The organism is Ralstonia soli (assembly GCF_023955655.1).
GTDB classification, from domain to species: domain Bacteria; phylum Pseudomonadota; class Gammaproteobacteria; order Burkholderiales; family Burkholderiaceae; genus Ralstonia; species Ralstonia soli.
Genome location: NZ_JAMXHT010000002.1, coordinates 659,319 through 681,292 on the forward strand (window position 1 = coordinate 659,319; position 21,974 = coordinate 681,292).

Annotated in this window: 20 protein-coding genes; 7 read left to right on the forward strand and 13 right to left on the reverse strand. The window is 66.8% G+C overall.

All coding sequences use genetic code 11. The annotated features are described in order from the left end of the window. Window positions 1-43: 43 nt before the first annotated feature. Window positions 44-409: a hypothetical protein gene (locus NG900_RS06740; RefSeq protein WP_252678271.1), complete on the forward strand. Its 366-nt coding sequence runs from the start codon at window positions 44-46 to the stop codon at window positions 407-409. Here the strand turns inward: NG900_RS06740 and NG900_RS06745 are convergent. Genes NG900_RS06745 through NG900_RS06775 form a run of 7 tightly spaced genes read right to left on the reverse strand, consistent with a single transcriptional unit; the run spans window position 406 to window position 7,438 of the window. Further along, the gene (locus tag NG900_RS06745; RefSeq protein WP_252678273.1) at window positions 406-1,356 is read right to left on the reverse strand and encodes an ABC transporter substrate-binding protein; all 951 of its coding nucleotides are present in this window, start codon (window positions 1,354-1,356) and stop codon (window positions 406-408) included. The two genes, NG900_RS06740 and NG900_RS06745, sit on opposite strands and share 4 nt — an antisense overlap. A gap of 20 nt (window positions 1,357-1,376) precedes the next feature. Continuing rightward, window positions 1,377-2,546 (reverse strand): c-type cytochrome, encoded by a 1,170-nt coding sequence (locus tag NG900_RS06750; RefSeq protein ID WP_252678275.1) that lies wholly within the window; start codon window positions 2,544-2,546, stop codon window positions 1,377-1,379. Between the two features lie 14 nt (window positions 2,547-2,560). After that, entirely contained in the window at window positions 2,561-3,373 is an 813-nt protein-coding gene (locus tag NG900_RS06755; RefSeq protein ID WP_252678277.1) for an ABC transporter ATP-binding protein, read from the reverse strand. Continuing rightward, window positions 3,367-4,404, reverse strand: coding sequence for an ABC transporter permease (locus NG900_RS06760; RefSeq protein ID WP_252678279.1), 1,038 nt, complete (start codon window positions 4,402-4,404; stop codon window positions 3,367-3,369). The genes NG900_RS06755 and NG900_RS06760 overlap by 7 nt, the downstream gene beginning before the upstream one ends. A 40-nt stretch (window positions 4,405-4,444) precedes the next feature. Continuing rightward, window positions 4,445-5,452: an ABC transporter substrate-binding protein gene (locus NG900_RS06765; RefSeq protein WP_252678281.1), complete on the reverse strand. Its 1,008-nt coding sequence runs from the start codon at window positions 5,450-5,452 to the stop codon at window positions 4,445-4,447. 45 nt (window positions 5,453-5,497) lie between these two features. Beyond that, complete coding sequence (locus NG900_RS06770) at window positions 5,498-6,337, reverse strand: class II aldolase/adducin family protein (RefSeq protein ID WP_252678283.1); 840 nt, start codon at window positions 6,335-6,337, stop codon at window positions 5,498-5,500. 9 nt (window positions 6,338-6,346) lie between these two features. Continuing rightward, a complete protein-coding gene (locus NG900_RS06775) occupies window positions 6,347-7,438 on the reverse strand; it encodes an LLM class flavin-dependent oxidoreductase (protein ID WP_252678285.1) in 1,092 nt (363 codons plus the stop codon). Window positions 7,439-7,637: 199 nt separating this feature from the next. Here NG900_RS06775 and NG900_RS06780 point away from each other — a divergent pair, with 199 nt between their 5' ends. The 4 genes from NG900_RS06780 to NG900_RS06795 all read left to right on the forward strand — a co-directional run bounded on the left by NG900_RS06780 (window position 7,638) and on the right by NG900_RS06795 (window position 12,438). Next, on the forward strand, window positions 7,638-8,855 hold the full coding sequence (locus NG900_RS06780; RefSeq protein WP_252678287.1) for an acyl-CoA dehydrogenase family protein: 1,218 nt from the start codon (window positions 7,638-7,640) through the stop codon (window positions 8,853-8,855). 59 nt (window positions 8,856-8,914) lie between these two features. After that, on the forward strand, window positions 8,915-9,544 hold the full coding sequence (locus NG900_RS06785; RefSeq protein ID WP_252678289.1) for a cysteine dioxygenase family protein: 630 nt from the start codon (window positions 8,915-8,917) through the stop codon (window positions 9,542-9,544). Next, the gene (locus NG900_RS06790) at window positions 9,541-11,181 is read left to right on the forward strand and encodes a rhodanese-related sulfurtransferase (protein ID WP_252678291.1); all 1,641 of its coding nucleotides are present in this window, start codon (window positions 9,541-9,543) and stop codon (window positions 11,179-11,181) included. The genes NG900_RS06785 and NG900_RS06790 overlap by 4 nt, the downstream gene beginning before the upstream one ends. Window positions 11,182-11,550: 369 nt before the next feature. Further along, entirely contained in the window at window positions 11,551-12,438 is an 888-nt protein-coding gene (locus NG900_RS06795) for an EamA family transporter (protein WP_252678293.1), read from the forward strand. 12 nt (window positions 12,439-12,450) lie between these two features. On the opposite strand, the gene NG900_RS06800 is transcribed toward NG900_RS06795, so the two are convergent. The 4 genes from NG900_RS06800 to NG900_RS06815 form a co-directional block, all read right to left on the reverse strand. Next, window positions 12,451-14,466: a putative bifunctional diguanylate cyclase/phosphodiesterase gene (locus NG900_RS06800; protein ID WP_252678301.1), complete on the reverse strand. Its 2,016-nt coding sequence runs from the start codon at window positions 14,464-14,466 to the stop codon at window positions 12,451-12,453. Then, entirely contained in the window at window positions 14,463-15,032 is a 570-nt protein-coding gene (locus tag NG900_RS06805; RefSeq protein ID WP_252678303.1) for a YfiR family protein, read from the reverse strand. Before NG900_RS06805 ends, NG900_RS06800 begins: the two co-directional genes overlap by 4 nt. Beyond that, complete coding sequence (locus tag NG900_RS06810; protein WP_252678480.1) at window positions 15,029-17,011, reverse strand: TonB-dependent receptor plug domain-containing protein; 1,983 nt, start codon at window positions 17,009-17,011, stop codon at window positions 15,029-15,031. The genes NG900_RS06805 and NG900_RS06810 overlap by 4 nt, the downstream gene beginning before the upstream one ends. A 301-nt stretch (window positions 17,012-17,312) precedes the next feature. Continuing rightward, on the reverse strand, window positions 17,313-17,732 hold the full coding sequence (locus NG900_RS06815) for a F0F1 ATP synthase subunit epsilon (RefSeq protein ID WP_252678305.1): 420 nt from the start codon (window positions 17,730-17,732) through the stop codon (window positions 17,313-17,315). Window positions 17,733-17,938: 206 nt separating this feature from the next. Here NG900_RS06815 and NG900_RS06820 point away from each other — a divergent pair, with 206 nt between their 5' ends. Both NG900_RS06820 and NG900_RS06825 read left to right on the forward strand, forming a co-directional pair. Next, window positions 17,939-18,874: a LysR substrate-binding domain-containing protein gene (locus NG900_RS06820; protein WP_252678313.1), complete on the forward strand. Its 936-nt coding sequence runs from the start codon at window positions 17,939-17,941 to the stop codon at window positions 18,872-18,874. Between the two features lie 45 nt (window positions 18,875-18,919). Further along, window positions 18,920-19,603, forward strand: a complete 684-nt coding sequence (locus NG900_RS06825) for an HAD family hydrolase (protein ID WP_252678315.1) — start codon at window positions 18,920-18,922, stop codon at window positions 19,601-19,603. A gap of 57 nt (window positions 19,604-19,660) precedes the next feature. Here NG900_RS06825 and NG900_RS06830 read toward each other — a convergent pair whose 3' ends face one another. Next, the gene (locus NG900_RS06830; RefSeq protein WP_252678317.1) at window positions 19,661-20,893 is read right to left on the reverse strand and encodes a TIGR03364 family FAD-dependent oxidoreductase; all 1,233 of its coding nucleotides are present in this window, start codon (window positions 20,891-20,893) and stop codon (window positions 19,661-19,663) included. Then, the gene (locus NG900_RS06835; RefSeq protein ID WP_252678319.1) at window positions 20,894-21,919 is read right to left on the reverse strand and encodes a putative 2-aminoethylphosphonate ABC transporter substrate-binding protein; all 1,026 of its coding nucleotides are present in this window, start codon (window positions 21,917-21,919) and stop codon (window positions 20,894-20,896) included. Window positions 21,920-21,974: the final 55 nt, after the last annotated feature.

A 21,974-nucleotide genomic window follows, 5' to 3' on the forward strand; every position in this document is an offset into this window, starting at 1 on the left:
CACCGCGCTTGCTGAACCATGGCGAACTTCCCTGGAGATCGCCATGCCGAGCACCCCCTTCAGCCTTCAACGCCCTGCCCTCTGGCCCGCCGCACTGGCGATCGGCCTGGCGGTCGCAGCGCTTCCCCATCCCGCCCACGGCAAACTTCCCCCGCCCACGCCGGCCGAACAGGCTGCGGCGGCTCAGAAGGCAGAGACCGAACGTGTGCAAAAGGTCCAGGAACAAGCCCAGCTGGCCGAAGTGCAGGATCGATTGGCCACGCGCTTTGGCAAGGGCGGCAACAATGCGCCAGACGCCACGACGCCGATGAACCAGCTCCCCAAGAGCGTGGCAGAAGCGCCAGGCACGGCGGGCCCGCATGGCGGGTCACGGCCCAGTGCGGAATCCCACTCGGGCAATGCGCGCTAGGCCGTCAGCGGAAACCCCGCATCAAAGGTGGACGCCACCTCCAGCCGCTGCTTGAGCAGCCCGACCTTCACGTAGAAGTCCGCCGTACGCTGCTGCTCGGCAACGATCTGCGCATCGATGGGGCGCCACACGGTCTGGCGCCGCGCAAACTGCAGCCGGGCCGCCTCGGGCGCAATGCCGATGATGCGCGCGAGCGTGGCCGAGAAGCTGTCGACATGCTGGTACGACCACACCTGCGCTCGCACCACCCGCTGCAGAAAATCGCGCAGCACATCGCGCTTGGCGGCCAGCGCTGCGTCGGTCGCGGCCAGATAGCTCAGGCCCGACCACAGCCCGCGCCCGCTGACCAGTACGCGCGCATGCTTGGCGGTTTCGGCCATCGCCGTATAGGGTTCCCACGTTGACCACGCATCGATCGAGCCGTTGACCAGTGCGAGCTTTGCATCGGCGGGCGGCAGAAAGCGGAAGTTGGCGTCGTCCGGCCCCAGCCCGGCGGATTCCAACGCCTTGAGTGCCACGAAATGCCCGATCGAGCCTCGATTGGTGCCGATCGATTTGCCCTTCAGGTCCGCCGCCGTCTTCAGCGGCGAGTCGGGGCGGACCAGCACCGCCGTGCCGTACGGGTCCGACCGGTTGGCGCCGATCAGCTTGATGCGCGTGCCGGCCGCCAGCGCAAAGATGGCGGGCGCATCGCCAATCGGCCCGAGGTCGACCGCACCCGCATTGAGCGCTTCTGCCAGCGGCGCCGCAGCCGGAAACTCGGTCCACTGGATGTCGTATGACACGCCTTTCAGCGCGTCGGCGGCTTCGAGCAGCGCGCGCAGGCCGCCCTTCTGGTCACCGGCTTTCAGCACGATGCGTGACTGCGGCGATTGCGCGAACGACAGCGCGGGCACGGCCGCCAGCGTCAAACCAGATTGGAGGAAACGTCGTCGGGAAGTCGGCATGAGGAAATGGAAATCGTCGGTCAATGAATGAAGCCGCCCTTCACATAGCGCACCGGTTCGGCGTCCATGCGGGCGATCAGGGAATCGAGGCCGCCTGCGCGCGGTGCGGCGGTTTCGCGCGCGGCGGCGGTGCACAGAAAATCGGCGTCGGACCACGCGGTGCCGGGTTCGCCGCGGGCGCGCAGCCAGCCGTTGCGGTCGGCCAGCAACTGCGTGCCGGAAAACGTCTGCGGTGCGGTGCCGGCAAGCGCGGCGAAGACGTTCCACGCATCCGTGCTGGCCGCCACGCAATGCGCCTGGAAAGCGCGCGTAGGCGAAGGCAACGTACCGTCCGGCGTGATGAGCAAGGTCTGGAATCGCGGGTCTTCCAGCGGAATCCGGTCCGCCGATGCGGCATCGATGGCCACCACACGTATGCGCTGCCCGTTGCGCCAGGCCGCTAATGTCTCGGGCGGCGCATCGCCGCAACGTACGGGCAACGTGGGCATTGCGACCGGCAATGGCCAGCCGCCGGCACGCACGCCACCGCTGGCGGCCAGCACCTTCATGTAATCGAGCGCGGACCAGATGTCGGCATCGCTCAGCCGATGCGTGAACGCAGGCATGGTCACCGTGCCTTGCGCGTCGCGCATGCCGTGGGCGATGTGCCAGAACAGCTCGCCGTCGGCACGGCGGCCAAGCAGCGGGCCCACCACGGTGGGCGGCCAGCGCGTGAGCGTGGCGGCCAGCGGGCCTTCGCCGCGGCCGTCTGCGCCATGACAACTCGCGCAGGCGGTGTTGTAGACGCGCGTGCCCTGTGCGATGGACTGCAGCGTGAACGCTGTCGGGCTCGCATGGAAGCTCGTCGGCACGGCGGGTGACAACACCACGGACGACGGCCAGGGCGCCACCACCAGCAAGCCGGCTCCCACACCCAACGACACCGCGCGCCAACGGCGAATCAGCAAGGCGGCAAGCACTGCCAGCAACGCCAGCGCCACGGCAATCAAGGTCAGGCCGAGTTGCCGCGCCTGCCCGAGATCGATGAGCAAGGTCTCACCCGCGATGCGCACCTCCCACGGCCAGGCCGGTTGCCCGTGCACCTCGCCCGCCAGCCCCAGCGTGTGCAGCAGCACCAGCACGCCGTGCTGCGCCCATTGCAGGAAGCCGAGCAACGCGTTGAGCCAGACCGTTGGCGGCGGGCCGCTCATGACTGCCCGGCCATCTACCAGCTCTCACCCAGGCCGAGGTGGCCGAGCGCCTCGTGCCGCAGTGCGCTCAGGCGCGGGTCGCCGCGATGGCGTGGATAGGGCAAGTCCACCGTCAGCTCCGCCGCGATGCGTGCCGGGCGCGGGCTGAAGAGGATCACGCGCTGGGCGAGGAACAGCGCCTCCTCCACATCATGCGTGACCAGCACGGTCGAGAACCGTGCACGCTGCCAGAGCGTTACCAGTTCGCTCTGCATGGCCAGCCGCGTGAGTGAATCGAGCTTGCCCAGCGGCTCGTCCAGCACCAGCAATTGCGGATCGTTGACCAGCGCGCGCGCCAGCGCCACGCGCTGTGCCATACCGCCCGACAGTTCATGCGGAAACGCACGATGAAAGCCGCCCAAGCCGACACGTTCCAACGCATCGTCCACGCGGTCACGTTCGGTATTGAGCACGCCGCGCGCCTGCAGGCCCAGGGCCACGTTGTCCCACACGCGCCGCCATGGGTAGAGCGTCGGGTCCTGAAACACAACCACGCGCGATGGGTCCGGCTCGTTGATGGGCGCATCGTCCTGCAGGATGCGGCCGCGCGTGGGCGCTTCCAGCCCCGCAATCAAGCGCAGCAGCGTGGACTTGCCGCAGCCGCTGGGCCCCAACAGCGCAACGAACTCGCCGGGCTGCACGGTCAGGTTCACGTTGTCCAGCACCTGCAGCGGATTGGCGCGGTTGCCGAACCAGTGGCTCACGCCCTGTACGTCGATCCTGGCGCCAGTGTTGGAGACTGGAGGCGGTGCCTGAACGGGCACCTCGCGTTCGAGCACGGCTACCATTTCAGCGTCCCCTTCTGCCAGACGAGCGCACGGTCCCGCACCTTGAACAGCAGCGTGATGATGCTGGAGAACAGCAGCGCCATGACGATCAGCGCGGCATACATGTTCACGTACGATGCCCAGCCCTGCGCCCACGTGAGGTACCAGCCCAGGCCGGACTTTACGCCCATCATCTCGGCCGTCACCAGCACGGTGAACGATGCCCCAAGGCCCATGAACAGGCCCACGAACACCTGCGGCAGCGCCGCCGGAATCGCTACGCGCAGCACCAGGAATGCGTTCGACGCGCCCAGCGTGCGGGCCACGTCGTAGTAGCTCTTGCTCACGCCTGCCACGCCGGACCACGTGAGCACCGCCACCGGAAAACCCGCTGCCAACGCAATCAGGAAGGCCGCCGCCGAATAGCTCGACGGGAAGAAGTAGAACGTGATCGGCAGCAATGCCGTGGCCGGCAGCGGCCCGAGAACGCGCAGCACCGGATGCACCCAGTACCCCACCGCACGCGACCAGCCGATCGACACGCCCACCAGAAAGCCCGTCAACGCACCGAGGAAGTAGCCGATGCCGAGCAGCTTGAGCGTGTTGACCACGCTCCCGCCCAGGCGCGGCCAGTCTTCGGAGTAGACCTCGATCAACGCCTGCGGCGGCGCAAAGAACGGCGTGGGCAGCGTGCCTGACTTGGCTGTCAGCAGCTCCCACAGGGCCAGCACCGCTGGCACGGCAATCAGCCACGGGCCCGCCGGCTGCAGCGTCTGCTGCACGGCGCGCAACGGGGAAACGTAGGCCCCGACCACGGCCACCACCAGCAGCACGATGCCGACGAACAATGCCGCGATACCCAGTTCCGCCGTGAACGCCCAATCGCTGAAGCCGACCACATGGTTGGGCCAGCGCCACGTCAACAGCCCGAACGCCGCCCAGGCCAGCGCGGCCACCGTGCCGGTGCGCCACACACGCCCATCGGCCACGACGCCATTGAACGGATTGGCCAGCGCGGCCGGCGCCTCCAGTGTCTGAGGGATGGTGCTCATATCGATATGCTCCTCAAGTGCTCATGTGCGGATGCGCCCATCAAGCCAGCACGTTCACGTACACGTGCTGCGCGAGGCGCTGCGGGTCGGTCGTCTTCTTGATGACGCCGATGCGGCGGAAGTCTTCTGCGTAGAAGGCGATCTCGTCGCGCAGGTCGATGCCGGTCGGGTGGTGCGTGTAGGTGAGCGTGGCGTAGAGCTTGCGCAGGTCGTCCAGCGCCACCTTGGGCGAGTACTTGGCGAACACCTTGGCGGCTTCGTTCGGATTTTCGTTGACGAAGTCGGTGGCCTGCACGATGGAGCGCGCCAGCGCAGATGCCGTCGGCCGATCGTTGCGCACCAGCTCGCCGCGCGCGCCGATCACGCAGCAGACCTTGCGTGCGTATTCGCCCGAGAGGTTGGTGGCCAGTTCCACATAGGCGCCGTTGGTGCGCTTTTCCAGCAGGTAGAGGTTCGGGTCGCCATCGGCAATCGCCTGGATCTCGCCCTTGTCCACCGCCACGCCCAGCAGGTCGGCCGGGTACTGGCGCCAGGTGATGTCCTTGTCGGGGTCGATGCCGTTCTTGGCCAGCAGGATGGTGAAGAAGTGCTTGCCCGGCGCAGCCAGGTCGCTCACGCCCACGGTCTTGCCCTTGAGCGCCTGCAGGTTGGTCACGCCCGCCGCCTTGGCGCCCACCAGCCGCACGCAGCCGCCGTGCGAGCTGCCGATGATCTTCACGTCAAAGCCCGCCTCGAGCGGCTTGAGCCAGCGATGGATCATCCCCACCGCCGCATCTGCCTTGCCGGTGGCGATGGATTCGAGCAACTGGTCGGTCGAGCCGCTGTAGTTGATCAGGTCGACCTGCAGGCCGTTCTTCTCGAAGAAGCCGCGCTCCTGTGCGACAACGATGGGCGTCAGACAGAACGAGTTCTGGTTCCACGCAAACGTCAGCTTGCGCGGCTGTGAATACGCCTTGCGGCCCAGGATCAGTGCCGGTGCGGCCAATGCCGTGGCGGCGACCGCGTGGAGTACCTTGCGGCGCGAGATGCCCGCATTGTCTTGGCTCATGGAATGACTCCCCGTGATGATGCGTTGGATGTGTTCTGTTGAAGCTCAGTCGAGCAGTTCCGGCTCGGCGGCAACGAGGCCGGCGTAGAGGCTCTCGAAGGCGTGCAGCGCGCCCTCCTGCCCGCCCACCTGGCTGTGCGTGTGCCGCGCAGTGGCCGCGTCGATCGGCTGCGGTGTGCCAGCGGCCTCCGCCAGCAGTTGCGTATGCGCCGCGTTGTCGAGCGCGATGTACCACCACGCCGCAGCCTCCACCGTCGGCCCGGCGGTGAGGATGCCGTGGTTCTTCAGGATCACGCCCTTGTGCGTACTGCCGTCCGGTTTGCGCAGTGCCTTGGCAATGCGTTCGCCCTCTCCGGCATCGACCACCATGCCGGTGAAGTCGTCAAACAGCGCGTGGTCTTCGTAGAACGAGCACGCATCCTGTGTGAGCGGATCGAGCGGTCGCCCCAGCGCCGACCATGCCTTGCCGTACGTCGAATGCGTATGCGCCGCAGCCACGATATGCGGATGTGCCTCGTGGATCGCCGCATGAATGGCAAACGCGGCCTTGTTGAGGGGACGATTGCCGATAACCGTCTCGCCACGCGCATTCACCAGCAGCAGGTCCGACACCTTGATGCGCGAGAAATGCACGCCCAGCGGGTTGACCCAGAAGTGGTCCGGCAACTCCGGATCGCGCGCGGTGATATGGCCCGCCAGCCCCAGGTCGAAGCCGTGCCGTGCAAACAGCCGAAAAGCCCCCGCCAAACGTTCCTGCCGATGGCGCCGTTCGGCCTCCAGCGTTGGACGTGTTGCAGGCGGATCAAACCAGAACTTCTGCTGCGGTATGGGATTCAGCTTGAGCGTGGCGGAAGCCGCGCGCTCGATGGAGATGACTGCACTCATGCCCGTGCCTCATGCCGCCTTGCGTTGGGCTTCGCGCTGCGCCACCAGCTCACGCACACGCGGGATGAGCGTGCGGCCGTAGTCGACCACGTCTTCCAGCGGATCAAAGCCGCGGATCAGGAAGGTGGTGACGCCCAGGTCGTAGTAGTCGAGCAGCGCATCGGCCACCTGGTCGGGCGTGCCGACCAGCGCGGTCGAGTTGGAGCGCCCGCCGGTTTCCTTGGCGATGGCCGTCCACAAACGTTTGTCGACGCGCTCGCCCTGATCAGCGGCGGCGAGCAGACGGCGCGCGCCTTCGCTCTGCTGCGGGCCACCACGGCTGTAGCCTTGCTGCACGCGCAGCGCGCGCGTCCGTTCGAGGATGCTTTCTGCACGCGCCCACGCGGCGTCTTCCGTGTCCGCCAGGATCGGCCGGAACGACACCGAGAACCGGATGCTGCGCCCATACCTGGCGGCCTCGGCGCGCACGCGCGTGGTCAGCTCGCGCACCTGGTCGAGCGATTCGCCCCACAGCGCGTACACGTCGGCATGCTTGCCGGCCACCTCGATGGCCACGTCGGATGCACCGCCAAAGTAGATCGGCACATGCGGCTTCTGTGCTGGCTTCACTTCCGAGAAGCTCTGCTCGAAGCGATAGAACGCGCCTTCGTGGTCGAACGGCTTCGCTTCCGTCCAGATGCGGCGCAGGATGCCGAGGTACTCGTCGGTGCGGGCGTAGCGCTGGTCGTGGTCGAGGTAGTCGCCATCGCGGCGCTGCTCGCTGTCGGAGCCGCCCGAGATGAAGTGCACACCCAGGCGGCCACCGGAGAACTGGTCCAGCGTGGCGATCTGGCGCGCGGCCAGCGTCGGATTGGTAAAGCCGGGCCGGTGCGCGAGCATGAAGTGGATACGCTCCGTCAGCGCCGCCGCATACGAAATCGTGAGCGTGGCGGACGGCCCCGTCGAATGATGCGGTACCAGGATGCGGTCGAAGCCGGCCTGCTCATGCGCCTGCGCAAAGTCACGCACGTAGTCGCGGTCGATAACCGGCCCATCCGGATTGGGCGGGTGGATCTCCGACTGCTTCTGGCTCTGGATCATGCCGATGAAATCGACGCTCATGGTGGCTTCGCTCCGCATATCGTTAGAAGGCTGGCAAGGCGTTGTGCCTCGCCACGAATGCGAATGAAGTTACGTCACTGCCCGCGCTGCACTAACGAATCATTTCGACGCTGCATATGCGGTATGGGTCGTTCGCCGGGCTCCGCAACGCAGATACGCTGTACGGCAATGTCACCTGCTGCGTGCACCTGCGTTACCCATGTCGCCTACTTCGTCTGCTCCGTTGCACCGTCTACCCACGCCGCCCGAGCGGCTTGCCGAAGTGCTCGCGGCCGTCGCGCCGCAACTGGCCGCAACGGCTGCCGAGCATGATCTGCATGGCACGTTCCCGCACGACAACTTCGCGCTGCTGCATGCCTCGGGGTTGATCGCGCAAGTCATTCCGCAAGCGCACGGTGGCGGCGGTGCCGACCTGCAAACCGCGCGGCAGATCATTGCCGCCGTGGCACATGCCGATGCGGCCACCGCGCTGGTGCTGACGATGACGTACCTGCAGCACCGCGCCATCAGCCGGGTCGATTCGCGTTGGCCAGCGCATATGCGTCAGCAGGTGTTTGCCACTGCCTTGAACGAGGGCGCGCTCATCAACGCGCTGCGTGTCGAGCCCGATCTGGGCTCGCCCGCACGCGGCGGCTTGCCGGCCACCACGGCCACCCGCGTGGGCGACGCCTGGCGCATCGGGGGCCGCAAGCTGTACAGCACCGGCAGCCCCGCCCTGCGCTGGCTGGCCGTGTGGGGCCGCACCGACGAGGCCGAGCCGCGCGTCGGCATCTTCCTCGTGCCGCGCACTGCACCGGATACCCCAGGCATCCGCATCGAACCGACGTGGAACCACCTCGGCCTGCGGGCCTCAGGCAGCCACGACGTAGTGCTGGAAGGCGTGGAGATTCCGCTCGACCACGCGGTCGATATCCGCCCCGCAGCCGAGTGGGCGGCACATGGCGCGGCACAGGCCGATACCGGCGCACATCTCGACCAGCAGGCATGGATGACCGTCCTGCTCGGCACGCTGTACGACGCCGTGGCCCAGGCCGCGCGCGACTGGCTCACACAGTTCCTGAACATGCGCGCACCCGCCAACCTGGGCGGGCCGTTGGCAACGCTGCCACGCATGCAGGAAGCGGCGGGCGAAATTGCCGCCGCGCTGCGCACCAACCGCGTGCTGCTCGAGCATGCGGCCGAAGTGGCCGATGCCGGCACGCCGCTGTCCATCACGGATAGCGGGTTGCTCAAGTACACCGTCACCACCAACGCCATCCGCGCGGTAGAGCTTGCGCTGCAGCTCTCCGGCAACCATGGCCTGTCGCGCCACAACCCCCTGGAGCGGCACTACCGTGACGTGCTGTGCAGCCGCATCCACACCCCGCAGAACGACTCCATCCTGCAAGCCGCCGGCCGCACAGCGCTTGGGGTTTAGCTGGACGCCTCTGCCCAACCGTCGCATCATGACCCCGCACCCACACCTGACACCCGCCGATGAGTACTTCCGCCCTCGCACCCGCACAAACGCAAACGATCGTGCCGCTGCGGGATTTCGTCACCGCACTCTCGCGGCTGCTCGATCAGCAACCCAGCGAAGCCGAAATCCTTGAGCGTGCCGGTGCCCTGCTCGGCGCGCTCGTCGCCCGCGACGACTGGCTGCCCGCCGAATACGCGCAGCCGCACCCCGAACACTTCCAGCAATTCCTCCTGCATGCCGACTCCGGCGAGCGCTTTTCCATCGTCAGCTTCGTTTGGGGGCCCGGTCAGCGCACGCCCATCCATGACCACACCACGTGGGGCCTGATCGGGATGCTGCGCGGGGCGGAATACTCGCAGCCGTTCGAGCTCGACGCACAGGGCAAGCCGTACGCCAGTGGCACCGCCGCCCGCCTGGAGCCCGGAGATGTTGAGCGCGTCTCGCCGCGCGTGGGCGACATCCACCGCGTGCACAACGCGTTCGATGACCGCACGTCAATCAGCATCCACGTGTACGGCGGCAACATCGGCGGCATCCATCGCTCCATCTATACGGAAGATGGGGAGCGCAAGCCCTTCATCTCCGGTTATTCCAATACCCACCTGCCCAATCTCTGGGACCGCTCCAAGGACACGCCCGCATCATGAGTACCGTCATCGAAGCCACGCAGTCGCCCGTTGCCGCCCCGCTGGCGCAGAGCCACGTGCCCACGCTCGCGTATGCCGACGTGCGCGCCGCCCTGCTCGCCCGCAAGGAGATCGCGCTGGTCGACGTGCGAGAAGAAGACCCGTATGCCCAGGCGCATCCGCTGTGGGCGGCGAACCTGCCGCTCTCGCGGCTGGAGCTGGAGGCGTGGTCGCGCATTCCGCGCCGCGATACGTTGATCGTGCTGTATGGCGAGCACGACGGTGTGGACCTCGCCCCACGTGCCGCCGCCACGCTGGCCGACCTCGGCTACACGCGCGTGTATCTGCTGGAAGGCGGCCTCGATGGCTGGCGCGCGGCCGGCGGTGAGGTGTTCCAGGACGTGAACGTGCCCAGCAAGGCCTTTGGCGAATACGTGGAGGCGCAGCGCCATACGCCGTCGTTCAGTGCGCAGGAGGTGCAGGCGCTGCTCGATGCCAAACGCGACGTGGTCATCGTCGATGCGCGCCGCTATGAAGAGTTCCAGACCATGAGCATCCCAGGCGCGACGAGCGTGCCCGGCGCCGAACTGGTGCTGCGCATCCGCGAGCTGGCGCCCGACCCCAGCACGCAGGTGATCGTCAATTGCGCGGGGCGCACGCGCAGCATCATCGGCACGCAATCGCTGGTGAATGCAGGCATTCCCAACCCGGTGGCGGCGCTGCGCAACGGCACCATCGGCTGGCTGCTGGCCGATCAGGTGCTGGACCATGGCGCGAGCCGCCGGCACCCGCACACCGTTTCGGCGCGGACGCGCGCCCAGGCCCAGGCCGATGCCCGCGCCGTGGCCGAACGCGCCAACGTGCCGCGCATTGCGCTGGCCGACATTGCCAAGCTGGAAGCGCGAGACCGCACGGTCTACAAGCTGGATGTGCGTACGCCCGAGGAATACGCTGCCGGCCACTTGCCCGGATTTGCCAGTGCGCCAGGTGGGCAACTGGTGCAAGAAACCGATCACACCGCCGCGGTGCGTGGCGCCCGCATCGTCCTGGCCGATGACGACGGCGTGCGTGCCGACATGTCCGCCTCGTGGCTCGCGCAGATGGGGTGGGAGGTTTACGTGGTCAACCCGGTCGACGCCAGCGAGCGCAACGTGAGCGGCGCGTGGCCGACGCCCGCCCCGGCGTCACCCTCAGTGCGCACCGTGGATGCCCGCGCGCTGGCAGGCTGGCTGGAGGCCGGCGACACGGCTGTCATTGACGTCACGCGCAGCGCCAATTACGTGGCGCGGCATATTCCGGGCGCCTGGTTCGCCGTGCGGTCGGATTTGCCAGCGGCACTCACTCGCATCCCCCCGGCCCGCCGCTACGTTCTGACCTGCGGCAGCAGCCAGCTCGCCCGTTTCGCTGCCATTGATCTGGCCGCGCTGACGCAGGCCGAAGTCTGGGTGCTCGATGGCGGCACCGCGGCATGGGTGGCTGCCGGCCTGCCCGTGGAAACCGGCGAGACGCACCTCGCCTCCAGCCGCATCGACCGCTACCGCCGCCCGTACGAAGGCACCAGCGCCCCGCGTTCGGCCATGCAGGCATATCTGGACTGGGAATTCGGCCTCGTGGAACAGCTTGGGCGGGACGGCACGCACGGGTTCCGCGTCATCTGACGGGCTGGCAGGGTTCTGAACTCGCCGCATGGCGTTCTGAACCAGGCCCACAGCGTCGGGGACTCGGCACACGCGGTTCTGAACCCTGGCGCCGGCTTTCTAAACCCGGCGTTCGAGGTTCCGAACCCCATGCGTTGGCGTTCAGAACCCCACCGTTGCGGTTCTGAACGCGACCCATCAGGTTCCGAACAGGGCGTCCTGACGCTCTGAACCCGAAGCACGAAGTCCGGAACCTGGCGATCGAGGTTCCGCACCCGGGGCGCCATTCCCTTGGCTTGCCAATGCCGCTCACAACGAGCGATAACAAAACTCGTTTTGCGCATGAGGGCGCCTTGCGTAGCATCGGGACTTGCTCGCTGAGGTCCCGTCATGTCGCCCTTTATCGCCCTGTGCCTGCTCATCACCTACGTGGTGTGGGGCACCACCTATCTCGCCATCCGCTTTGCGCTGACCGATCTGCCGCCCTTCCTGATGATGGGCTCGCGATTTCTGGCGGCAGCGCTGCTGCTCGCCCCAGTGGTCATCCTGCGCCTGCGCGAGCGGCCGGAAGACCGGCCGAGCTGGCGCCAGATCCGCAACTGCGCGCTGATCGGGGCCTTCATGCTGGTGGGCGGCATGGGCATGACGGCGGTGGCCGAGCAAACGATCTCGTCGGGGGCCACCACGGTGATGATCGCGTCGATGCCGCTGTTCTCCACGCTGTGGACGCTGCTCGCGGGTGGCCGCCTGCGCGGGTATGAAATTGGCGCCATTGCGCTGGGCAGCATCGGCATTGCAGTGCTGTTTCGCGGCGCGGAGTTCCAGGCCAGCACCATCGGCGTGCTGGCACTGACCACCGCCATAGCTTCGTGGTCGTTCGGCTCGCAGCTCTCCAAGCGCATCGACATGCCCAAGGGCATGACGGCGTTCGTGCTGGAAATGGCGTTTGGCGGCGTGGCGCTGGTGCTGCTCAGCCTGATCGTTGGCGAGGCGTGGCCGAAGCACATCGGCGCGCACTCGGCACTGGCCTGGGGCTACCTGGTGGTGTTCGGCTCGGCCATCGCATTCACGGCCTACATGGCGCTGGTGGAGCGCGTGTCCACCGTCATGGCAACGAGCTACGTGTACGTGAATCCGCCCATCGCCCTGCTGATGGGCGCATGGCTGGCAGACGAGCATGTCGCGCCGCAGACGCTGGGCGCGACGGCCATCATTCTGGCGGCGGTGGTGGTGCTGACGGCAGGCGCCACGCGGGCCGCGCGGCGGGCGACCGCCTGAGCCCGGTCCTGCCTACGACGACGGCAACGCCCCCGCTGCTGCTGCGGCTGCCGCTTCCCCTTCCGCCGCCTCGGTCGGCGCGTCCTCGGCATCGCTGCCCAGCCGCTCAAGCCAGGCCACCAAGGATTCGGCCTGCAGCGGGCGCGAGAACAGGTAGCCCTGCCCCAGGTCGCAGCCGGCGTTGCGCAGCAGGGCAAGCTGTTCGGGGTCTTCCACGCCTTCGGCCACCACCTGCATGCGCAGGCTGTGGGCCATGGCGATGACCGCGCCGGCAATCGCCTCGCCGTCGCCGGGCATGCGTTGCACAAAGCTGCGGTCGATCTTCAGCTTCTGGATCGGGAAGCGCTGCAGATACGCCAGCGACGAATATCCGGTGCCGAAGTCATCGATCGACAGGTTGATACCCGCGGCGTGCAGCGATTCGAGCAGCGCGATGTTCGTCTCAATGTCTTCCATCAGCACGCTCTCGGTAATCTCGAGCTCCAGCTGGCGCGGCGGCAGGCCGGTTTCACGCAGCACTTGCATCACGCTATCCACCAGCCCCGGGTCGCGCGTCTGCCGCGCCGACAGGTTGACCGAGACGCGCAGCGTGAGGCCGTCTTCGCGCATCCAGCGCACGGCCTGTTCGCACGCTGTGCGCAGCACCCACAGGCCGAGCGGCACGATCAGGCCGGTCTCCTCAGCCACGGCGATGAACTCGCCAGGGCCGATCACACCGATTTCCGGGTGGCGCCAGCGCACGAGCGCTTCCACGCCATAGACGTTGGATGCGGTGATCGTTGCGTCGTGCGCGTCTTCGTTGCGCAGACGCACCTGCGGCTGGTAGGCCAGCAGCAGCTCTTCGCGGTCAAGTGCGCGGCGCAGGTCGGACTCCACGCGCAAGCGGCGGCGCGCCTGCTGATCCATCTCCGACGTGAAGCTCGCGGCGGCGTTCTTGCCATGATTTTTGGCGTGGTACATCGCCGTATCGGCATTGCGGGTGAGCACCTGCACGTCGCGCGCGTCGTGCGGATACAGACTCACGCCCACACTGGCCGTCACGTAGATCTGGTGCAGGTCGAGCGCAAACGGTGCCGCCAGGGCCGCCAGGATGCGCTTGGCCAGCCCGTCGGCCAGCGCAGCGGCTTCGCCCTCGGCCATCGAGGCACGCCCAGACAGCTCCGCGATGACGGCAAATTCATCACCACCGATACGGCACAGCACGGCGCGCAGGTTGGCCTGCTCGATCACGTCGTTCAGCCGCCGCGCGACCTGGCGCAGCAGGCGGTCGCCGTTGTTGTGGCCGAGCGTGTCATTGACGACCTTGAAGTTGTCCAGATCCAGCAGCAGCAACCCTACCGCCCCCGCCTGACCCGCGCGCTTGAGCGAGAGCTGCAGCCGCTCGTTGAAAGCGTGCCGGTTCGGCAACTCCGTCACCGAGTCGATGTGGGCGAGATAGTCGAGGTGCGCCTCGGCCTGCAGCACCGCGCGGCGCATGCGTGCGATGACCAGATAGGCGAGCCCCATGGCACCGATGCCCACCGACACCGTCAGCACCGCATAGCCGAGCAACTGCGTGTACAGCTCGGCCAGGCTCGAACGGATGACCACATAGCCGATCACGCGGCGCTCGGATTCCACCGACTCGACCACCTCCAGCGTGGTCAGCGTAGAGACATGGGACTCGCGCAGCATGGTGGCGTCGGGCGCGCGTACGGGCGCCGCATCCCCGTGCTGGTACAGCGCCAGCGGCTTGCGCAGCGCGCTGAAGATGCCGGCCGCGCGCAGCGATGGCGAAGCCTCCAGCGCGCCCAGGGTGTCTTCAGCCGCGTGCCGGTCGTTGAAGAGCAGCGCGGCCACGCTGTTGGCGCCGATGATGCGCGCCTGCACGTGCACGTCGCGCACCAGCGCCGCATGCAGCGCAATGAACTGGAACACGATGAGCAGGAAGCCGGCAATGGTCAGCGCCGCGCCGGCGCCGGCCATGTTGGCCCGCACCACGGAGTGCCCCAGGCGGGGCCGTGAGGTCATGAGGGACTGGCTACTCATTGCACGCTCCTCGCCAGACGCAACAGTTGCGAACTGAGCTGCAGGCGCGCATGGCGGGCGGCCATCGCGTCGATATCGAAGACCACACGATCATCCTGCAGCGCAAGCACGATCATGGGATCCGGTGCGCCAGCCGCACGCTGGCTCCTGGGCTGCTCCGACACGGTCAGCAGCGGCGTGGCCGGATCGACCCGCACCCCGGTCCACGCACGCGCATCGAACACCAGCACGTGGCAGCCGGCCACGGTGCCATCGTTGAGCTTTCGGATTTCCAGGCGGTGTCCGCGCACGGGTTTTCCTGTGAGTTTTTCCAAGGCCGCCTGCAACGGGTGCTCGGCGGTCACGCACACCACCATCGGGGCATCGGCTTGCATGGCGTCGGGCGGCCAGGTGGTGAACAGCGCAAAGTTGTAAATGAACGCCGCCTTGACCTGCACTTCACTGGCCTGCACCTGGGCGTGGGCCACGCGCATGCATGCGGCGCCCAGCACGATGCCCAGGGCCGCACACAGCCTGCGCGGGCCTGGCCAACGTGCGCGTCGGGCGATGCCGTGCGGGGCGCTCATCGGAAGGCGTAGATGAACTTCAGGCGGAATGTGCGCCCATCCTGCGGGATGGACGGCTGCGGCTGCTCGGGCCCCGCCGGATCGGCATAGCGGCGGCCGAACACGTTGTAGACGCTGGCCGACATCTCCAGATTGGGCGCCAGCCGCGCCGCCAGCAAGGTCAGATTGGCGATCCAGTATCCGCCCACATGCTCCGATGGCAGTCCCGACGCCGTCAGCCTGTTGCTGATGTACTGCGCCTCGACACCCGCACGCCAGTCGCTGCGCCACACCGGAGCGCTCAGGTTGAGCTTCATCATGTGGCGCGGCGAGTTGCTCAGCATCTGGCCGGTATCCATGTCCTTGGAGCGCTGGAGGCTGTAGCTCGTGCGCAGGCGCGTGCCGCCGGGCCAGTTCTGCTCGTAGCCGAGTTCTGCGCCACACGTGCGCACGCGTGCCACGTTGCTGAAGAACAGCAGACCGGTGTTCGGGTCTTCGCCCTGGTTGATCAGGTTGGAGACGTTGTTCTCAAACACCGACAACGTCGCCTTGCCGCCCGCAGCCACTTGCTGCTCCACCACCGTTTCATACGTGCGGATGCGCTCGGCAGACAGCCCCGGGGTCAACTGCTGCCCCCCGGGTGCGCTGGTCTGGTAGTGCAGCTCGTAATCGTTGGGGGCCCGGTAGGCCATGCCGTAGATCGCCTTGATGGTGGTCGTGGCCGCTGCGTGCCAGATTAGGCCCACGCGCGGGCTGAAGATGCCGGGCGCGAAGCTCGTGTGATCGTAGCGCAGGCCCGTATCCAGCACCCAGTCCCGATGCAGCAGGAATTGATCCTGCACGTACACGCCCACCCGGTTGTTGTTGCGCTGGTCGTTCAGATAACCGCGATAGGGCGCGGTATCGAAATTGAGCATCACGTCACGGTAGTCGCGCTGCAGCTCGGTGCCCACAGCCAGCGTGTGGCGGTCGATGCGGTGCGTCACGAGCTTGAGCTCGGTGCCGTACCACGCCGTGTCGAAAATGTCGCGGTTGATGCCAACCGGCGGCGGGTAGTACGGGTAGTCGCCCAGCGAGACAAAACGGCCCCAGAAGACCCGCGCCGACACGTCGGTCACGTCGTCCAGCGCATGCTGCCAGGTGCCGTTGAACATCTGCCGCGCATCGTCGGCACGTGCGCGCGGATCGTTGAAGGCTTCGTCATACGGTGCCGTGGGCACCCCCTTCGTGCGATCCACATAGCCGAAGGTCACCCCGAATTCGCCGAAACTGCCCTTGGCGAACAGCCGCTTGGCGCGGTCGAAATCCATGCCGCGGGCGACGCCGTCGCTGATGCCGGGGCGGTTGAACTCGCCGAAGTAGAGGTCGCGGCCCGGCGCGTCGTCCACGCTGGCGGAGAGCAGCCATTCGGCACCGTTCTCGGCGCGCTTGCCCCAGGTCACCCGCCCCTCGCGCATATTCGTGCTGCCCGTGGCGCCGCTCACCTGTACGCCATCCATGTCGCGCCCGCGCTTGGTGACGACGTTGATGACGCCAAACAAGGCGTTCGAACCATACACGGCCGACCCTGCGCCAGGCACGTATTCCACGCGTTCGATGAGGTCGACGTCGAGCAGGGCTTCGGTGCCGACGGACGCCTCATCGAAGATCGGGTCATTGGTGCGGTAGCCGTCGATCAGCAGCAGGAAGCGGGTGTCGTAGTCCCCTGCGCGCAGAAAACCCCGTGCGCCGAGCGTGGTGTAGGTGCGATCGTAGTTGGTGTAAAGCCCCGGCAGGCTGCGCAGGACGTCGGCCAGCGTGCGCCAGCCGTAGGCCTTGATGTCGGCGGCGGTGATGACGGAGACATTGGCGGGGGCTTCGCTGGACGCCTGCGCGTATTTGGACGCGCCGGTCACGACCTGCACCTGCATCAGTTGCTCGATCGGCAAGGCGGTCAAGTCGGTGACCTCCGTCTGAGCGCGTGCCACGGTGGAAAGCAACCCGAACACCACCGCAAACATTTGCGTATAACGCTTTACGCCCTGCTCCTTGCACGACAGGCGCGTCGTCAACGCAAAAGGAGCCTTTGCGCGCAGGCGTTTCCAGTAGCCGCGTGTAAGTGCACGGGCAGTCACAACGAAGGGCGACATCAATGGGACCAGCAGAACCGATCACGCCTCTGTCGGGCGTTCATCGGCATTTCGATAGTTCTGCTTTAAAACGGAGGCGCGGCGCACTTCTTTACCCCACGCTGGGTGGGGCGACACCGGGTGGCAGTTGTGATGGGCTTGTGGTCGGCGGTTGACTGTCCGCGCGATCGGCTCAACGGCGGCGCTTGCGCAAGCGCTCGATGGCGGCGAGCTGCGCCACGGCTTCGGCCAGTTCGGCCTGCGCACGCGCGTAGTCGAACTTGCTGTGGCTGTTCTGCATGTGCTCTTCGGCCGCCTTGCGGGCCTGCTGCGCCTTGACCTCGTCCAGGTCATGGGCGCGCACAGCGGTGTCGGCCAGCACGATCACCTGCTCGGGTTGCACGTCAACAAAGCCGCCCGCCACGAAAAGGATGACTTCCTCGTCGTTCTCCTGCGTGACGCGCACCGTGCCCGGGCGCATGCGCGTCAGCAGGCGTTCGTGGCCGGGCAGGATGCCCAGTTCCCCTTCGGTGCCGGGGATGACCACGAACTTGGCGTTGCCTTCGTACAGACGTTCTTCTGCGGTGACGACGTCGACCTTCAGCACCGGCATGGTGTCTCCTGTGTTACGCGCATAGGCTCACACGGTAGCACGATGTGCGCCCAGCGCCCTCCCCCTTGCGCCATTCAGCACACAACGCTTTGACAGCCGCGTGGCAGCGGCGGGCTGACCGTAAGGTTTCACAGGATGTCGCGTCATAAACGCCGCCTAGACTGTGCCCCCTGATCATCAAACAGACACATCGGGGAAACACAAGCATGCTGGGCGATCTATTGATGTCGTTCTTCGAGGTGGCCCGCCAGGGCAGCGTGACGGGCGCGGCCAAGCGCCTGCGCCTGTCGCAGCCCACCGTGACGGGGCGCATCCGCCAACTGGAAGAGATGTACGGCGTGGAGCTGTTCCACCGTCGCGGCAGCCGGCTGGATCTGTCAGACCTGGGCGTGAGCCTGATGCCCATTGTCGAGCGCCTGGCGCAGCAGGAAGGCGACGTCGACTTCCTGCTGCGCAATGCCGGGGACTTGCGCACCGGCAACCTGCGCGTGGGCGCCACGGGCCCGTACTACATCCTGCCCAGTGTGGCCGCCTTCCGCGCGCGCCACCCGACCATCGAGATCACCATCGAGTTCGGCAATTCACAGCAGATGCTGGAGGCGCTGTCGGAAGTGCGCATCGATCTGGCGGTCTCGTCGCATGCCGTGGACGACGAACGGCTGCACCGCATCACCCTGGCCGAAGACACGATGGTGCTGGTGGTGCCGCTGGACCACGCCCTCGCCCGGCGCTCGAGCATCACGTTGAGCGACATCACCGGCTGCCAGCTGCTGATGCGCGAGCCCGGCTCCGTCACCCGCCGCGTGACCGAAGACGCTTTCGCCGCTGCCGGCATCGAGCCCGCCAGCATGAGCATCATCGGCAGTCGCGAGGCGATCTACGAAGCGATCAGCCTGGGCCTGGGCTGCAGCATCGTTCCCGCGCGCGAAGCCCCGCGCCGCCCTGACGTGCGCGTGCTGCCTTTTGCCGACAACGCGCCCGTCATCCACGAATACCTGTATTTCCTGAAGGAGCGCAAGGATGCACGGCTCGTGCGTGCGTTCCTTGACTGCCTGGACCCGCTGCACGCGCAGGCGCCCAAGAAAAAGGCCGATGCGTTCATCGCCAAAGTTTTGGGCATGGACACAACCGCGACGCGCTAGCGGCATAAGCTCGCGGGTTTTCAACCGCCACTGCCCGTCCGCTGTATGCAATCGCTTGCCCTGTTCGACCTGGACCACACCCTGCTGCCCATCGACAGCGAATACGAATGGGGCCGCTTCCTGGTCGCCCAGGGTGCCGTCGACCGACACGCCTTCGAACAGGCCAACGAGCGCTGGATGCGCGAGTACCGCGATGGCACGTTGGACTTCGGCCGCCACGCGCGCTTCTCGCTCGGCCTGCTGGCGCAGCACCCGCGCAAGCGTCTCGATGCCTGGCGCGCTGCGTTCCTGCACGAGGTCATCACGCGCGCCATCCAACCCGCTGCGCGAGAACTGGTCGACGCGCACCTGCGTGCGGGCGACCTCTGCTGCATCGTCACCGCCACGCACCGCTACCTGACCGAACCGATTGCCGCCGCTTTCAACGTGCCGCACCTGCTGGCGGTGGAAGGCGAAACCGTCAAGGGCCAACCTGATGGCGAGTTCACAGGCAACCTGCTCGGCACGCCCAGCTTTGGCGCCGGCAAGATCACGCGTGTGGCTGAGTGGCTCGCGCAGCGCGGCCAACGTATGACGGACTTCTCGCGCACGGTGTTCTACAGCGATTCACGCAACGACTTGCCGCTGCTCGACGCGGTATCGCACCCCGTGGCGGTGAGCCCCGACACCACGTTGCGCGCGACTGCCGAAGCGCGCGGGTGGCCGATCATCGAACTCTTCCCCGCCTGATTGAAAAACGCCCGCACGGCGCAAACCGGGCGGGCGTTTTCACATCGCGGCGCGGCGTCAGGCCGCCACTGCTGCGGGCAGGCTTGCCGGGGGCGTCCATTGGGGCAGCACCGTGCCGTCGACGAGCGCGTCGACATGCCGATGCGCCAGCGCCGGCCCCACGCTCATGCCGATGCCGCTGTGCATGAGCGCCACGGTCGTGCGGTCGTCGATGCGGGTGATCGAGAACGCGCCGCTGCCGGGCACGTGGCATTTGGCACCGTACACGCCCTGCCAGCGTTCCACCACGCGCAGCTTGCTGCCGAACGTGTCACGCGCGAGATCAAGCAGGATGTTGTCGACCGACTCGGCATTGAACGGGCGGGCGTCCTGGCCGTAGTCGTGCGAGTCGCCGACGATCCAGTCGCCGTACGGCGTCGGGCTTACCAGCAGGTGGATGCCGTGGCGCGCCAGTTCGGGGCGTTGATGCTCGATCTGCATGGCGAGCGCCTGTGCGGTCGGCAGATCGGCAAACGCGCCGTAGTGCGTGCATGACAGGCCGGTCAGCACGGCGTGCTCCAACGGGAAGCCGTCTTCGGGCGTCACGCGCAGCATCTGCAGGCGGCACACTTGCGGCTGCAGCGCGCGCAGTTGATCGGCGCACAGCGTCTGGTAATCGTGGCCGCTGCAGACGATCACGCGCTGGGCGTTGCATACGCCGGCCGTTGTGTCCAGCCGGCCGCCTTCCACATGGCGTACCAGCGTGCCGAAATGAAAACGCACGCCTTGCGTGGCGAGCCATGCTGTCAGCGCGGGAATGGCCTCGCGCGAATAGAGCTGCAAGTCATCAAAGCCCTGCAACGCTGCGCGATGGCGCGCAAAGCGGCCGTCATACAGGCCGGCCAGTTCAGCGCCGCGCAGCAGTTTCACGTGGTAGCCGAAGGCCGGCGCGCGGGTGGACATGAACTCATTCAGCACGGCTTCTTCAGCGGCATTGCGCGCAAACAGCAGCGCACCGTTGGCGCGCGCAAAGATGCCGGCGCACTCCGCCCAGTCGAGATACAGCGCGCGGCTTTCACGCGCGAGGTCGAGCATGATGCCCGGCGGCTGGCCAGTCACCAGCATCTGCCCGAAATTGCGGATGGACGCACCCACGGCGATCTCGCTGCGCTCGAACACCGTCACGCGCAGACCGCGCTTGACGGCGGCCGCCGCGTGCGCCAAGCCCAAAATGCCAGCCCCGACGATGGCGACGTCGGTGCTGGCATCCAGGCTCCCTTGCACAACGGGAATCAAGGGAGCTTCAATCACTTACTTCTTCTCCGACTTGCCGTCGTAGCGCTTGGTCCACTCGGCGAGGATGCGGTCACGGTTGGCGCTAGCCCACGTGAAGTCGTTCTTGATCAGGCGCTTCTCGTAGTCGGCCGGCAGCAGCGGGTCCGGCTTGGAGAAGCCCGGCGTGGCGACCACAGCAAAGTTCTTCTCATACAGCGCCATCGCAGCCGGGCTGGCAGAGAAGTCCGCCAGCTTCTTGGCGGCATCCAGGTTCTTGGTGCCCTTCATGATGCCGGTGGCTTCCACGTCCCAGCCCAGGCCTTCGGACGGCAGCACGATGTCGATCGGCGCGCCTTCCTTCTTCGACTTCACGGCGCGGTACTCGAATGCGATACCGATCGGGAACTCACCCGAAGCGGCCATCTTGCAGGGCTTGGAGCCCGAATGCGTGTACTGGCCGATGTTCTTGTGCAGGGCGTCCATGTAGTCCCAGCCCTTCTGCTCGCCCTGCATCTGCAGCCAGGCGCTGACATCCAGGTAGCCCGTGCCCGACGACGCCGGGTTCGGCATGACGATCTTGCCTGCGTAGACGGGCTTGGTCAGGTCTGCCCACGAGGTCGGCTTCGGCAGGTTCTGCTTTTGCGCTTCGACCGTGTTGAAGCAGATGGCGGCGCCCCAGGCGTCCATGCCCACCCACGCCGGCGGGTTGGCCTTGTCGCGGTACGTGGCGCCAATCTTTGCCAGGTCAGCCGGTGCGTACGGCGTCAGCATGCCTTCCTTGTCGAGGATGGCCAGGCTCGATGCAGCCAGGCCCCACACCACGTCGGCGCGCGGGTTGGCCTTCTCGGCCAGCAGCTTGGCGGTGACGACGCCGGTGGAGTCGCGCACCCACTTGATCTCGATGTCCGGATTGGCCTTCTCGAAGGCATACTGGTACGCCTTCACTTGGTCAGCTTCCAGCGCCGTGTACACGGTCAGCGTGGTCTTGGCAAAGGCCGACGTGGCAAACGCCATCGTGGCCGACGTGACTGCGGCGGCCAGCAGGGAAAGACGCTTCGTCATGGTTTCCTCGGTATGGGTGTGATGCAGGGAAAAAGACAACAAACAGGACAACAAA

Bases quoted from the DNA above. Each gene is read 5' to 3' on its own strand.
- NG900_RS06825 (WP_252678315.1), top strand. From the start codon at position 18,920: ATGCAATCGCTTGCCCTGTTCGACCTGGACCACACCCTGCTGCCCATC.
- NG900_RS06780 (WP_252678287.1), top strand. From the start codon at position 7,638: ATGTCGCCTACTTCGTCTGCTCCGTTGCACCGTCTACCCACGCCGCCC.
- NG900_RS06800 (WP_252678301.1), bottom strand. From the start codon at position 14,466: ATGAGTAGCCAGTCCCTCATGACCTCACGGCCCCGCCTGGGGCACTCC.
- NG900_RS06750 (WP_252678275.1), bottom strand. From the start codon at position 2,546: ATGAGCGGCCCGCCGCCAACGGTCTGGCTCAACGCGTTGCTCGGCTTC.
- NG900_RS06775 (WP_252678285.1), bottom strand. From the start codon at position 7,438: ATGAGCGTCGATTTCATCGGCATGATCCAGAGCCAGAAGCAGTCGGAG.
- NG900_RS06755 (WP_252678277.1), bottom strand. From the start codon at position 3,373: ATGGTAGCCGTGCTCGAACGCGAGGTGCCCGTTCAGGCACCGCCTCCA.
- NG900_RS06795 (WP_252678293.1), top strand. From the start codon at position 11,551: ATGTCGCCCTTTATCGCCCTGTGCCTGCTCATCACCTACGTGGTGTGG.
- NG900_RS06765 (WP_252678281.1), bottom strand. From the start codon at position 5,452: ATGAGCCAAGACAATGCGGGCATCTCGCGCCGCAAGGTACTCCACGCG.
- NG900_RS06805 (WP_252678303.1), bottom strand. From the start codon at position 15,032: ATGAGCGCCCCGCACGGCATCGCCCGACGCGCACGTTGGCCAGGCCCG.
- NG900_RS06820 (WP_252678313.1), top strand. From the start codon at position 17,939: ATGCTGGGCGATCTATTGATGTCGTTCTTCGAGGTGGCCCGCCAGGGC.
- NG900_RS06745 (WP_252678273.1), bottom strand. From the start codon at position 1,356: ATGCCGACTTCCCGACGACGTTTCCTCCAATCTGGTTTGACGCTGGCG.
- NG900_RS06790 (WP_252678291.1), top strand. From the start codon at position 9,541: ATGAGTACCGTCATCGAAGCCACGCAGTCGCCCGTTGCCGCCCCGCTG.
- NG900_RS06760 (WP_252678279.1), bottom strand. From the start codon at position 4,404: ATGAGCACCATCCCTCAGACACTGGAGGCGCCGGCCGCGCTGGCCAAT.
- NG900_RS06785 (WP_252678289.1), top strand. From the start codon at position 8,915: ATGAGTACTTCCGCCCTCGCACCCGCACAAACGCAAACGATCGTGCCG.
- NG900_RS06810 (WP_252678480.1), bottom strand. From the start codon at position 17,011: ATGTTTGCGGTGGTGTTCGGGTTGCTTTCCACCGTGGCACGCGCTCAG.
- NG900_RS06835 (WP_252678319.1), bottom strand. From the start codon at position 21,919: ATGACGAAGCGTCTTTCCCTGCTGGCCGCCGCAGTCACGTCGGCCACG.
- NG900_RS06815 (WP_252678305.1), bottom strand. From the start codon at position 17,732: ATGCCGGTGCTGAAGGTCGACGTCGTCACCGCAGAAGAACGTCTGTAC.
- NG900_RS06740 (WP_252678271.1), top strand. From the start codon at position 44: ATGCCGAGCACCCCCTTCAGCCTTCAACGCCCTGCCCTCTGGCCCGCC.
- NG900_RS06770 (WP_252678283.1), bottom strand. From the start codon at position 6,337: ATGAGTGCAGTCATCTCCATCGAGCGCGCGGCTTCCGCCACGCTCAAG.